This is a genomic window from Roseibaca sp. Y0-43 (assembly GCF_020667835.1).
Lineage (GTDB): Bacteria > Pseudomonadota > Alphaproteobacteria > Rhodobacterales > Rhodobacteraceae > Roseinatronobacter.
The window spans coordinates 215,561-228,073 of sequence record NZ_JAFMPR010000002.1 but is presented as its reverse complement, the minus strand read 5'-3'; the positions used below and the strand labels follow the sequence as shown (position 1 = coordinate 228,073).

General features: G+C 62.1%; 10 protein-coding genes. 3 read left to right on the top strand and 7 right to left on the bottom strand.

The window, feature by feature from the left end:
* The first annotated feature begins 41 nt into the window (after positions 1-41).
* From gloB to J1C52_RS03390, 3 genes are all read left to right on the top strand, one after another.
* Complete coding sequence (gene gloB / locus J1C52_RS03400; RefSeq protein WP_227426521.1) at positions 42-809, top strand: hydroxyacylglutathione hydrolase; 768 nt, start codon at positions 42-44, stop codon at positions 807-809.
* 149 nt (positions 810-958) lie between these two features.
* Complete coding sequence (gene clpA / locus J1C52_RS03395) at positions 959-3,277, top strand: ATP-dependent Clp protease ATP-binding subunit ClpA (RefSeq protein WP_227426520.1); 2,319 nt, start codon at positions 959-961, stop codon at positions 3,275-3,277.
* A gap of 61 nt (positions 3,278-3,338) precedes the next feature.
* A complete protein-coding gene (locus tag J1C52_RS03390; RefSeq protein ID WP_227426519.1) occupies positions 3,339-4,103 on the top strand; it encodes a rhomboid family intramembrane serine protease in 765 nt (254 codons plus the stop codon).
* On the opposite strand, the gene J1C52_RS03385 is transcribed toward J1C52_RS03390, so the two are convergent.
* The 7 genes from J1C52_RS03385 to prfB all read right to left on the bottom strand — a co-directional run bounded on the left by J1C52_RS03385 (position 4,100) and on the right by prfB (position 12,457).
* Positions 4,100-6,580: a DUF3772 domain-containing protein gene (locus J1C52_RS03385; RefSeq protein WP_227426518.1), complete on the bottom strand. Its 2,481-nt coding sequence runs from the start codon at positions 6,578-6,580 to the stop codon at positions 4,100-4,102. The genes J1C52_RS03390 and J1C52_RS03385 overlap by 4 nt on opposite strands.
* 2 nt (positions 6,581-6,582) lie before the next feature.
* Complete coding sequence (locus J1C52_RS03380) at positions 6,583-7,617, bottom strand: cysteine synthase A (protein ID WP_227426517.1); 1,035 nt, start codon at positions 7,615-7,617, stop codon at positions 6,583-6,585.
* A gap of 81 nt (positions 7,618-7,698) precedes the next feature.
* Positions 7,699-8,139 (bottom strand): hypothetical protein, encoded by a 441-nt coding sequence (locus J1C52_RS03375; RefSeq protein WP_227426516.1) that lies wholly within the window; start codon positions 8,137-8,139, stop codon positions 7,699-7,701.
* A 146-nt stretch (positions 8,140-8,285) separates the two neighbouring features.
* Complete coding sequence (locus tag J1C52_RS03370; RefSeq protein WP_227426515.1) at positions 8,286-9,374, bottom strand: Hint domain-containing protein; 1,089 nt, start codon at positions 9,372-9,374, stop codon at positions 8,286-8,288.
* Positions 9,375-9,629: 255 nt separating this feature from the next.
* On the bottom strand, positions 9,630-10,412 hold the full coding sequence (locus J1C52_RS03365) for a DUF2189 domain-containing protein (RefSeq protein ID WP_227426514.1): 783 nt from the start codon (positions 10,410-10,412) through the stop codon (positions 9,630-9,632).
* Positions 10,413-10,507: 95 nt separating this feature from the next.
* Positions 10,508-11,278, bottom strand: coding sequence for a DUF2189 domain-containing protein (locus J1C52_RS03360; RefSeq protein ID WP_227426513.1), 771 nt, complete (start codon positions 11,276-11,278; stop codon positions 10,508-10,510).
* Positions 11,279-11,329: 51 nt separating this feature from the next.
* Positions 11,330-12,457 (bottom strand): peptide chain release factor 2, encoded by a 1,128-nt coding sequence (gene prfB, locus J1C52_RS03355; protein WP_227426512.1) that lies wholly within the window; start codon positions 12,455-12,457, stop codon positions 11,330-11,332.
* Between the last annotated feature and the right edge of the window lie 56 nt (positions 12,458-12,513).

Below are 12,513 nucleotides of genomic sequence, written 5' to 3'. Positions count from 1 at the left end.
CTAGCTTGGGGTCGACCATACCCCAAGCGATGGAAAACGCCATGCCCCTTGAACTGCTTGCCCTGCGCTGCCTGAGCGACAATTACGCCTACCTGCTGCATGACGCGGTCAGCGGCCAGACCGCCGTGGTCGATGTGCCCGAAGCCGGCCCGGTCTTTGCCGCCTTGGCCGACACGGGCTGGGCGCTGTCGCATATCCTGATTACCCATCACCACAACGACCATATCGGCGGCGTGGAAGAGTTGCGCGCGGCCACCGGGGCCGAGGTCTGGGGTGCCAAGGCCGATGCCCACCGCCTGCCCCCGCTTGACCTCGCGCTGGCAGAGGGCGACCGCGTGGCCTTTGGCGGCGAAGAGGCCGAAATCCTCGACGTGTCGGGCCACACGATCGGCCATATCGCCTTTCACTTCCCGCAAAGCGCGCTTGTCTTTACGGCCGACAGCCTGATGGCGCTTGGCTGCGGGCGGCTGTTCGAGGGGACGGCCGACCAGATGTGGACGAGCCTATCCAAGCTGACTGCCCTGCCCGACCAGACCCGCGTCTGCTCTGGCCATGACTACCTTGCCGGCAACGCGGCCTTCGCGCAAAGCGTCGATGCCGCGAACCCGGCGCTGGCCGCACGCATGGACAAGCTGGACGAGATGCGCGCCAAGGGCGAACCGATGGCCATCGCGACCATCGCCGAGGAAAAGGCCACGAACCCTTTCCTGCGCGCCAGCGATCCGCAGATGAAAGCCGCGCTTGGCATGGCCGGGGCCAGCGATGCCAAAGCCTTTGCCGAATTGCGCGCGCGCAAGGACCGTTTCTAATCACTTTTCCCGACAAGACGGCCCGCAAGCCCGCTTTCCCCAAAAAAACACTTGAAGGAAGAGGAATAAAACCGAAGTTTAACACTATGAGGCGAACATGGTGATGCGAGGCTCGGCCCCGCCGCCATCCAGAAACAGGAGCGTCTGACGTGCCATCTTTCTCAACCACCCTGGAGCAATCCATCCACGGAGCCCTGGCTTTGGCCAATGCCCGGCGGCACGAATTCGCAACGCTGGAACATTTGCTGCTGTCGCTGATCGACGAGCCGGACGCGAAACGTGTCATGCAGGCCTGCAATGTCGATCTGGACACGCTGCGCGCGACCCTGCTGGAATTCATCGAGGATGAGCTGTCATCCCTCGTGACCGACATCGAAGGGTCCGAAGCGGTGCCGACGGCGGCCTTCCAGCGCGTTATCCAGCGCGCGGCCATCCATGTGCAAAGCTCTGGCCGCAACGAAGTGACCGGCGCGAATGTGCTGGTCGCGATCTTTGCCGAACGCGAATCCAACGCGGCCTATTTCCTGCAAGAACAGGACATGACCCGCTATGACGCGGTGAATTTCATCGCCCATGGCGTGGCCAAGAACAGCCAGTTCAGCGAAGAGCGCCCGGTGACGGGGGCCGAAGAAGAACAGGCGGAACAAGCCAAGGCAGAGGACAAGGCGAAGGAAACCGCGCTTGGCAAATATTGCGTGGACCTGAACGCCAAGGCGCGCGAGGGCGATGTGGACCCGCTGATCGGCCGTGCCGCCGAGGTGGAGCGCTGCATCCAGGTGCTGTGCCGCCGCCGCAAGAACAACCCGCTGCTGGTGGGTGATCCTGGCGTGGGCAAAACCGCGATTGCCGAAGGTCTGGCCAAGAAGATCGTCGAAGGGGAAACCCCGGACGTGCTCTCCGGCTCGACCATCTACTCGCTCGACATGGGCGCGCTGCTGGCGGGCACCCGCTACCGGGGCGATTTCGAGGAGCGGCTGAAAGCCGTTGTGCAAGAGCTGGAGGATCATCCCGACGCGGTGCTGTTCATCGACGAAATCCACACGGTCATCGGGGCAGGTGCCACATCCGGCGGCGCGATGGATGCGTCGAACCTGCTGAAACCCGCGCTGCAAGGCGGCAAGCTGCGCTGCATGGGGTCTACGACCTACAAGGAATTCCGCCAGCATTTCGAGAAGGACCGCGCCCTGTCGCGGCGCTTCCAGAAGATTGACGTGAACGAGCCGACGGTCGAGGACAGCATCAAGATCCTGATGGGTCTGAAGCCCTATTTCGAAGAACATCACGACATTCGTTATACGAATGACGCGATCAAGACCGCCGTGGAACTGGCCGCGCGCTACATCAACGACCGCAAGCTGCCCGACAAGGCGATCGACGTGATCGACGAGGCGGGAGCAGCGCAGCACCTGCTGCCCGAGTCGAAGCGCCGCAAGACGATCTCTCCGAAAGAGATCGAGGCGGTGGTGGCCAAGATCGCCCGCATCCCGCCGAAGAACGTCACCAAGGACGACGCGGAACTGCTGCGCGATCTGGAACGCTCGCTGAAGCGGGTTGTGTTCGGGCAGGACGGGGCCATCGACGCGCTGGCATCTGCCATCAAACTGTCGCGCGCGGGCCTGCGCGAGCCGGAGAAACCCATCGGCAACTACCTGTTCGCGGGTCCGACCGGCGTGGGCAAGACCGAGGTCGCCAAGCAATTGGCCGACATCCTTGGCGTGGAACTGCTGCGGTTCGACATGTCGGAATACATGGAGAAACACGCCGTCAGCCGCCTGATCGGCGCGCCTCCGGGGTATGTGGGTTTCGACCAGGGCGGTCTGCTGACCGATGGTGTCGACCAGCACCCGCATTGCGTGCTGCTCTTGGACGAGATCGAGAAGGCGCATCCGGATGTCTACAACATCCTGTTGCAGGTCATGGACCACGGGCAGTTGACCGACCATAACGGTCGCACGGTCAATTTCCGCAACGTGATCCTCATCATGACCTCGAACGCGGGCGCGGCAGAGCAGGCCAAGGCCGCCATCGGCTTTGCCCGTGACCGCCGCGAGGGTGAGGATACCGCCGCGATCGAGCGCACCTTCACGCCCGAATTCCGCAACCGTCTGGATGCGGTCATCAGCTTCGCGCCGCTTGGCCGCAGCATCATCATGCAGGTGGTCGAGAAATTCGTGCTGCAACTGGAAGCGCAACTTCTGGACCGCAATGTCACGATCGACCTGTCGGAAGAGGCCGCGCATTGGCTGGGCGAGAAGGGCTATGATGACAAGATGGGCGCGCGGCCGCTGGGCCGCGTGATCCAGGAACACATCAAGAAGCCCTTGGCCGAAGAACTGCTGTTCGGCAAGCTGACCAAGGGCGGTGTCGTCCATGTGCGCGTGCGCGATGGCGAGTTGGTGCTGGACCTGGAAGGCCCGGACGCCAAGCGCATCACCGGCAACAAGCCGCCCTTGCTGACGGCGGATTAAGCAACACAGGCCCGCGCCCCCACAGGCGCGGGCCAAATCGTTCCGCCCGGAGGGTGTGAGAATGCTCATCCCGATCCGGGACCATAACCCCAGCCAACGCATCCCGTATGTGACCTATGCGCTGCTGGCCGCCAATATCCTGATTTTTCTCGGCTATTACAGCCTGTTCAGCAACGAGGCGGCGCTTATGCGCTTCTTCATGCAATGGGGCATGGTGCCCGCGGCCATTGATGCGGGGCTTGGGCTTGATACGCTGCTGACGCATCAATTCCTGCATGGCGGCATCGCGCATCTGGCCTTCAACATGCTGTTTCTGTGGATATACGGCGACAACATGGAAGAGGCGTGGGGCCACCTGCCCTTTCTGGCCTTCTACCTGGCTTGCGGCATAGCCGCCGGTCTTGCGCAATACCTGTCAGAGCCGCAGAGTTATATCCCCATGGTCGGCGCATCCGGCGCGATTGCGGGCGTGCTGGGGGGCTACCTCCTGCTTTACCCGCGCGCGCGAATCGACATGTTCCTGTTCCTGCTGGTCTATTTCCGCATCATCCCTATCCCGGCCTGGCTGGTGCTGGGCGGCTGGTTCGGGATGCAGGTCTTCGCCGGGCTTGGCCCCAGCGCCGCAGAGGATGGCGTGGCCTACTGGGCGCATATCGGCGGATTCATAGCCGGTGTGGTTATCGCTCTGCCCCTGTGGCTGCGCCAAGGCGGGCGGGCGCTATGGGCCAAGACCCACGGTCACCCGCCCCATCCCGATGCGCGCTATCGCATTGGCCGCACGGATATTCCGCGCGCGGGCAAGCTGCGCAACCCGTGGCTGCGCTAGCGGCTCTCGCCGCCTTCGTCCTGATAGCCGGTGTCGATCTCGTCGCGGCGCATCTCGACCGGGCGACGTTCGATAGCGATCGGTTCGGCAGGCTCTGGTGCCTTATAGTCCGGGCGCAAGACCTCGGGGTTGCGTAGCCAGATGTCGCGCTGCGCGAAGGGGATCTCGATACCCTCCTCCTTGAAGCGCTCGGCAATCTGGTGGCGCAATTCGGTGCGCACCGACAGGCCAAGGCTGATGTCGCTGAGCATCATCCGCAACTCGAACATCAGCGCATCGGCGCCGAAATCGGTAAACACGACCGACGGGGCCGGGTCGAGCAGCGCCAAGGGTTGCGCATCACCGATCTCTTGCAAGATCTCTTGCACGCGGCGGGTGTCGCTGCCATAGGCCACGCCCACCGGCACGATGATGCGGCCGGTCTTGTTGTAGCGGGTCCAGTTGGTAACGGATTGCGCGATCAGGTCGGCATTGGGCACGATCACGTCGGTGCGGTCGAAGGTCTCTATCCGGGTCGAGCGCACGGAGATGGATTTCACCGTGCCCATGGTCGGGCCGACCTCGATCCAGTCGCCTTCGGCAATGGGCCGCTCAATCAGCAGGATCAGCCCCGAGATGAAGTTCGACACGATGTTTTGCAGGCCAAAACCAATGCCGACCGACAGCGCACCGGCAACTATGGCAAGGCCCGACAGGTCAATGCCCGCGGTCGAGATCGCGATCAAGGCGGCGGCGAAAATCCCGACATAGCCGGTGCCAGAGATGATGGCCTTTTGCCCGCCCTTGTCGATCTTGGTCTTGGGCAGCACCGTCGAGCCGAGCGCGCCTTGCAACAGCCGGGTCGCGTAATAGCCCAAAGTGAAGACTAACAGCAGCACCAGAAGTGCGCTTGGCGCGATGCGCGTCTCGCCGATCTGGAAGCCCGACATCACGGTGCTGAAGACTTCGCCCAGATCGGTCGCACGCACGCCCCAGACCAGCGCGAACAGCGGAAGCGACGCCAGCGACAGCACGAAGCCGAAAAGCGCGGGCAACAGCGGCTCTGGCGCGTCATCCGGGCGCTTGGTGACAAGATCGTAAATATCGGCCACGATGCGCTGGATCAGCAGCAGCACCGCGAACAGCGCGAAAGAGGCGATGGTCGGGAACAAGAGCGCCTCTGCGGCGTTCAGATAGCCCAAGCCCGCCAGAACCGGCGATGCAAAGGCAATCGCCATGCCCGCGCGCCCCACAAGCCCGATGGCGCGGTCCTTGAACAAGGTGTCCTGCTCTGACGCGGCATTGGCGCGCGCATGTTTCAGGAACAGTTGCGACAGGCGGAACAGCGCGAGCGCGGTCAGGATGATGACCGGAAAGGCCACGACCGACACGGCGGCGCGGTCGGCTTCGCCGTCGCGGATGAAGATCAGAACCACCTCGTAAAGGCCCATGAACAGGCCCAGCAGATTCACGAAAACACGGCCTTGGCGGCGTTGGCCATCGGTCAACATGAGCGGTGCGCGCAAATCGGCAGAGGCCGGGAACAGCCATTGCCCGACCCAGCGCGCGATGAAATAGATCACGCCCATGACCGCCACGCCGCGCGCCAACTCGTCACCGCGCACGCCCAGCATGGAGGACGCGAGCGCCGCGTTATAGAGCGCGAGCACCGCAAGGCTGGGCACGATGACCTGGCTGAAGGACAGGATCAGCCCCAGCAGCCCCTGCCCTTTGGGAGAGTTGCTGAGCACGCTCATCCCGATGCGACCGCTGCGCATCCGCAACACGAAGCTTTCGATCCAGCTACGACCGCGCAGCAGCACGAAGCCGCCAAAGGCCAGAAGTCCGACAATTAGCGGCAGGTTCTCGCGCAACTGGCGCAGCCGCAATTGGCTGGTGCGGATATTGTTTCCTTCGCGCACCAGCGCGGCAGAGGAATCGAACACCGCCGTCAGCGCCGTGACCCAGTTCGCCGGGTTCCATGGATAGGGTTCGACCGCCAGAAGCATGTCGGTCTGGCGGGCGCGCAGCGTCGTGTCGATCTGTGCGATCAGGGCGTCGGCGCGGCTGAAGGCCTCTTGGGCGGCGACGCGCGGGGCTTGCAGCGTGGCCAGTTCCGTGTTGAGCACCGCGCGGCGCTCGGCCACTTCCGGCGCTTCTGTCGCGGTGTCCTCGGGCGGCGGGCCCAGCGCTTCAAGCTGTTGGCGGATCGAATCTATGCGCGGACCATTCACCGATTGCGCGGCCTGGAATTGCGTGCGGAACGCGACCAACTCGCCGCGCAGCCGTTCCAGCCGGTCGATGCTGGTGTCTTCGGCTGCGATCTCTGCCTCGATCGCGTCGGCGCGGGTATTCCACGCCGCGTAATCGGGGGTGGCGTTGGCCGCGGGTGCAGAAGCTGCGGGCGCGGGCGTTGCTGGCGGTTCGGTCTGCGCGAACGCGCCCAGCGGCAGCACCAATCCAAGGCAGAGCGCAAGAATGGCTTTGCGAAGTGTCATAGTCAGTCAGTGTCCTTTTGGAAAACATCCGGCAGCGCGGCGGCGGGGCGGGTCAGCCATGACGGCACAGGCAGCCCCTTGGCGCGCAGGAATTCCGGATTGTAGAGTTTGGATTGATACCGGGTGCCATAGTCGCACAGGATGGTCACGATGGTGTGGCCCGGCCCCATTTCCTGGGCCATGCGCACGGCACCGGCAATATTCACGCCCGATGACCCGCCAAGGCACAAGCCTTCCTCGGCCAGCAGGTCGAACGTGTAGGGAAGCGCTTCGGCATCGGGGATACGGACGCAGAAATCGGGCGTAAACCCTTCCAGATTAGCGGTAATCCGCCCCTGCCCGATCCCTTCGGTGATAGAGTCGCCGGGATTGTCCTGCCCGGTATAGAGCTTGAACAGACCCGCGCCTTCGGGGTCGGCCAGACCGACCTTCACGCCCTTGGGTTGAAGATAGGCGCCCATCCCGGCCAAGGTGCCGCCAGAGCCGACAGCGCAGATAAAGCCGTCGACGCGGCCTTCGGTCTGTGCCCAGACCTCTGGGCCGGTGGTCTCTATATGCGCCTGACGGTTGGCGGTGTTGTCGAACTGGTTGGCCCAGATCGCACCATTGGGTTCGGTTTTCGCAAGCTCTGCGGCCAGACGCCCGGAATATTTCACGTAATTATTCGGGTTCTTGTAGGGAACCGCCGGCACCTCGACCAGTTGCGCGCCGGCAAGGCGCAGCATGTCCTTCTTTTCCTGGCTTTGGGTTTCGGGAATGACGATGACGGTGCGAAACCCCATCGACGCGCCGACCAGCGCAAGCCCGATACCGGTGTTTCCGGCGGTGCCCTCGACAATCGTGCCACCCGGTTTCAGCGCGCCCCGCGCCACCGCGTCGCGAATGATATAGAGCGCCGCGCGGTCCTTGACCGATTGACCGGGGTTCAGGAACTCGGCCTTGCCAAGGATCGTGCAGCCTGTGGCCGCGCTGACCTTGTTCAGCTTGATCAGCGGTGTGTTTCCGACGGCGTCGGCAAGGTTGGTCCGAATTGACATGAACGCTCTCCATGCAAGAAGGGTAGTGCGCTGGTTCACGCGAACCAGCGCAGGCGTGCCACCCCGGTGTCAAAGCTTGTGTTACAGGGTGCCGCTGCGCTTTGCGACGCGCGCGTATAGCCAGCAGCCCCCCGACACCGCGGCAAGGGCGGCGGCGAACTGGACGACATTCACCCCGCCCAAGATCAGCAGGCCATCGGCCATGGCCATGACCGACCACACCAACGCCACGAGCGAGGCCAGAAAGGTCAGCGACAGAACCAGCACCGCCGCGCGATCTTGCAACAGAAGCAGGACAGAGCCAAGCAGACCCAGCCAGACCGTGGCCCCGATCGCGCCCGATGCCCAGGCCGGGACCGACTGGATCAGCGACGACAGGCCATAGCCCTCTGGCAGCGACAGCAGGCTGCCGATGGGTTCATAGCGTGCCGCGACATATTCGGCGGCGTGCAGGCCGAACCAAAGGCAACCGACCACGGCGAACAGCGTAATCATGACACTGCGGTTGCTTTGAACTGGCATAGCGGAATCCTTCCCCGGTTTGGTCCAGATTGCCTTGGCAGCTTCCGAGTGTCCAGCCCTTGATCGGTTCCGGCTTTGACGGGCAGAAACGCAAAACCCCGCCAGATTGGCGGGGTCAAGCAGTCAGTAACCAGCCTTTGGGCAGATCAGGCGCCCAGAAGCGCGCGCGCCTCGTGTTCTTTCAAAGACAGACGCGCAGCGACATAGCCATCCTGTCCAGATTTCATAGCCAGTTCCGGGAACAGGGCGAAGATTTCAGCGCGCTGCTCGTCGCCCATACCGGCAAGGGTTTTCACACCCGGCTGGAAGCTTTCGCTCCAAGCGCCATCGGCGCGGATAATCTGGTGCTCATCGAACATCAGGTGGATATAGGTCTGGGGGGCGGTTTCGCGCTCGATTCCGGGCTGGCCGACAAGATGGACAGCCGGCACAAGCACTTCATATTCACCGAACAATAACTCGGCACGTTGACCACAGATAAGCAGGCGATGCCATGGCGAGACGCGCATGTCGCGCAACGGCAACCCAGCCCCAAGGGCCCCTTGACGCACGATAACAGACGCAAGGTCCGGGCGTGCAGCAAATGAAGCTTGAGTCTGGACGTGGCGTCCGACCCATCTCACTTCGCAATAGCCGTTATCGCGGGTTAGTACGTAATCACCAGGTCTGATATGTTCCACAGGTACGGTGCCCGTGCTAGTATCAACATATGCACCAACAACAAAACAGCTGAGTTCGATGTCTGTTATCAGCGAAATTTTTACTTCGCCATCGATACCAGACGTAACCGCGGGTGCTAAAAACGGTTCCGAAGCAATCTCGACCGAAGTGAGCGCAAAACCATCAGATGGAAAATCCGGGTCGCGAATAACATCGTCACTAGGGCGCACGTAAGAAAGCGTGCTGCCATCCGCTGCGGTTACTGTTAGTGCAACTGACTGGCCGCTATATTCAACGAGTTCGCCTGTTTCCGTGTCGATAAAAGTGTAGGTGCCCCAGAAACTATAGACCTCCGTTAGCTCGTAGGTGACCCCATCAACGACTACATCAGCTCCATAATTTATAGTTCCCTCAGCAGTGCCCTCGGGCACGTCAAACACAAGACCATTCACAACAGAGTCTAGTTCACGGGTTGGATCAGTGCAGCCACAGGTGTAAACTTCACCAAGGCTTTCGGAGTCAACCGCTGCACCTTCACCAAGCAATAACAATCCGTTCGCGATAACTTCAGGCATCTTCCCACCTCAAAATCGGCTGCGCGACATTCGCACATAAAAACCCAGTAATCTGGCCCACCGCACCCTGCACGCGGACACAATCACCCACGCACACGTAACGTTCCATATCACAATCGAGTTTCAAGTTGCCAATAAAAAAGGGCGAAAATATGGCCTTACCCGGTTTTTCAAACACTCACCCCAGTTACTGTTGCAAAGGCAAGGCCAATCTGGGGTCCAGTGGTAGGATTGTTCGCGAAGACGCCAAGATCATCACGGCAAAACGCGACGATACAAATGCCATGTCGTATGCCCTAGCACCGGCAGAACCAGAAACAGCCCAAGAAATGCCGGCAGCATAGCCACGAAGAGCAGCCCGGAAATGACCAGCGCCCAAAGGGACATGGGCACAAGGCTCGACATAACTACCCGCACCGACGTAATCATCGCGGTGATGAAATCGACCTCGCGGTGCAGCAGAAGCGGCAGGCTGATGACCGTCAGCGAGAACATGATCGCCGCCATGGCCCCGCCGATCGCCCCGCCCACGGCCAACATGCTCAGGCCCGTGGGGCTAAGCAGCATCGCGGTGGTGGATGTGGTGATCGGTTGCAGGCCGAAGAACAGCGCAAAGACCGTATGCGCCACGAAAACCCAGAACATGAAGGCCAGCATGATGACCATCGCCATGGACGGCACTTGCCGGTCTTTCTGGGCCAGAACGCAGCTCATGATCCCGGACCAATCCAGCGCCTCGCCCTCTTCCAGGCGGCGGCTGACCTCATAGAGGCCGGTGGCGGCGAAAGGTGCCAGAAGCGGGAAGCCCACGGCGACCGGGATGAACCACCAGCTTTGGCCAGAGGCCATGAAAACGGCATAGAGGATGATCCCGCCTACCACGTAGACAAGCGAAAACGCCAAGCCGTAAAGCGGTGCGCGCTTGAAATCGGCGATGCCGGCGCGCAGGGCGTCGAACAGGTCGCTGATCGCAATTGATTGCGGTTCGGGAATGGCGGATGGTGGCAGATGCGCGGGTGCGGCTGGGTTATCGGTCATGACGGTTCCTCCCTTTGAGAAAAGGATAGGGCTGCGACATATTGTCATGCAAGATAAATAATACGGCAGGCCTATTGACCTGCCGTCCTTCGTGCTTAAGCGACCGCCCGCCGATACAGGTGCCATGTCGCGTGGCCCAGCACCGGCAGCACCACGAACAGGCCCAGGAATGCCGGGATCATCGCCGCGAAAATCAGGCCTGCGATCACTGCCGCCCAGACCAGCATGACATGCAGGTTCTGGCGCACGGCCTCGACGCTGGTGATGATCGCGGTCACGAAATCCACCTCGCGGTCCAGCAACATGGGCAGCGACATGACCGTCACCGCGAAGAGCGCGAAGGCCAGCGCCGCACCCACCGCGCCGCCAAGCATCAACATGCTGACGCCATCGGCGCTAAGCAGCAGACCAAGGCTGTCGAAACCGATACCGCTGCGGGCCATGAATATCGCGAAAATGCTGCGCGCAAGAACGATCCAGAAGCCGAAAGCCAGCAAAACACCCACTGCCACAAGGGCCAACTGCCCGTCACCGCGTCCGCGTAACGCGCCAAGGATCGGCGACCATGAGAGCGGCGCGCCCTGCTCCAGGCGGCGGCTGACCTCGTAGAGGCCTATGGCGGCGAAGGGTGCAAAAAGCGGGAACCCGGCGGCGATGGGCACGAACCAGACGGGCTGGCCCATGGCACCCAGACCGAACCACAAGGCAAGGCCCCCGGCCACATAGACCAGCGCGAAGAACAGCCCGTAGGCCGGCGCGCGTCGGAAGTCGGCCCAACCTGCGGCAAGCGCGGCGCGCAGGTCATCGGTGCTTAGCTGGTGAACCTGGGGGCGATGGGACGTATTGGAAAATTCTGTCGTCGTCATGGCACTCTCCCTTGTTAGGAAGAGGACATGATACCTGCGACAATTTGTCCGTCAATCGGTTGCGTTCGCCTCTGCGCGTGACTTGCCTGCCACGTCCATTGCGAGCGTCGCGCCCATGAACCCGTCCAGCGCGCCATCCAGCACGCCTTGGGTGTCCGATGTCTCGAAACTGGTGCGCAGGTCTTTCACCATCTGGTAGGGGTGAAGCACATAGGACCGGATCTGGTTGCCCCAGCCCGCCTCGCCCTTGGCGTCATGCGCGGCCTCGATCGCTTCGGTCCGCTTGCGCAGTTCCAGCTCATACAGCCGCGATTTCAACGCGTTCATGGCGATTTCGCGGTTCTGGTGCTGCGATTTCTGGCTGGAGGTGGTCACGATCCCGGTCGGAATATGCGTGATCCGCACGGCAGAGTCGGTGGTGTTCACATGCTGCCCGCCCGCGCCGGATGAGCGGTAGGTGTCGATGCGGATGTCGGACGGGTTGATCTCGATCTCGATATTGTCGTCGACGACCGGGTAGACCCAGACAGAGCTGAAAGACGTGTGCCGCCGCGCAGAGCTGTCATAGGGCGAGATGCGCACAAGGCGGTGCACGCCCGATTCCGATTTCAGCCAGCCATAGGCGTTATGCCCGCTGATCTTGTAGGCGACGGACCGGATGCCCGCTTCTTCGCCGGGGCTTTCCGACATCAATTCGACCGTGTAGCCCTTTTTCTCGGCCCAGCGCACATACATCCGCGCCAGCATCGACGCCCAGTCGCAGCTTTCCGTGCCGCCCGCGCCCGCGTTGATCTCAAGGAAGGTGTCGTTGGCGTCGGCCTCGCCATTCAGCAGCGCTTCCAATTCCTTTTCGCCCGCGGTCTTGGCCAGCTTGCGCAGCTCTTCCTCGGCCTCTGCCACCACATCGGCATCGCCCTCGGCCTCGCCCAGTTCGATCAGGCCGATCTGGTCTTCCAGCTCTTGCGAGATGGAGCGGTAGGTTTCCAGCGAATCCGACAACATGCGGCGGTCGCGCATAAGCGCCTGCGCGCGGGCCGGGTCGTTCCAGAGCTCGGGGTTCTCCGTCATGGCGTCGAACTCTTCCAGCCGGTGGGGCGCGGTCTCTATGTCCATGCGCTGCCCCAACAGGGCCAGGGATTTGCGGATCTGCTCGATCAGGCCAAGCGTTTCAGAGCGCATTGCGACGGTCCATGTTCCAGAAAAGATGTTGGTCCCGGTGCATAGCTTGGCGCATC

Bases quoted from the DNA above. Each gene is read 5' to 3' on its own strand.
- J1C52_RS03365 (WP_227426514.1), bottom strand. From the start codon at position 10,412: ATGACCGATAACCCAGCCGCACCCGCGCATCTGCCACCATCCGCCATT.
- gloB (WP_227426521.1), top strand. From the start codon at position 42: ATGCCCCTTGAACTGCTTGCCCTGCGCTGCCTGAGCGACAATTACGCC.
- J1C52_RS03375 (WP_227426516.1), bottom strand. From the start codon at position 8,139: ATGCCAGTTCAAAGCAACCGCAGTGTCATGATTACGCTGTTCGCCGTG.
- prfB (WP_227426512.1), bottom strand. From the start codon at position 12,457: ATGCGCTCTGAAACGCTTGGCCTGATCGAGCAGATCCGCAAATCCCTG.
- J1C52_RS03370 (WP_227426515.1), bottom strand. From the start codon at position 9,374: ATGCCTGAAGTTATCGCGAACGGATTGTTATTGCTTGGTGAAGGTGCA.
- J1C52_RS03390 (WP_227426519.1), top strand. From the start codon at position 3,339: ATGCTCATCCCGATCCGGGACCATAACCCCAGCCAACGCATCCCGTAT.
- J1C52_RS03385 (WP_227426518.1), bottom strand. From the start codon at position 6,580: ATGACACTTCGCAAAGCCATTCTTGCGCTCTGCCTTGGATTGGTGCTG.
- J1C52_RS03380 (WP_227426517.1), bottom strand. From the start codon at position 7,617: ATGTCAATTCGGACCAACCTTGCCGACGCCGTCGGAAACACACCGCTG.
- J1C52_RS03360 (WP_227426513.1), bottom strand. From the start codon at position 11,278: ATGACGACGACAGAATTTTCCAATACGTCCCATCGCCCCCAGGTTCAC.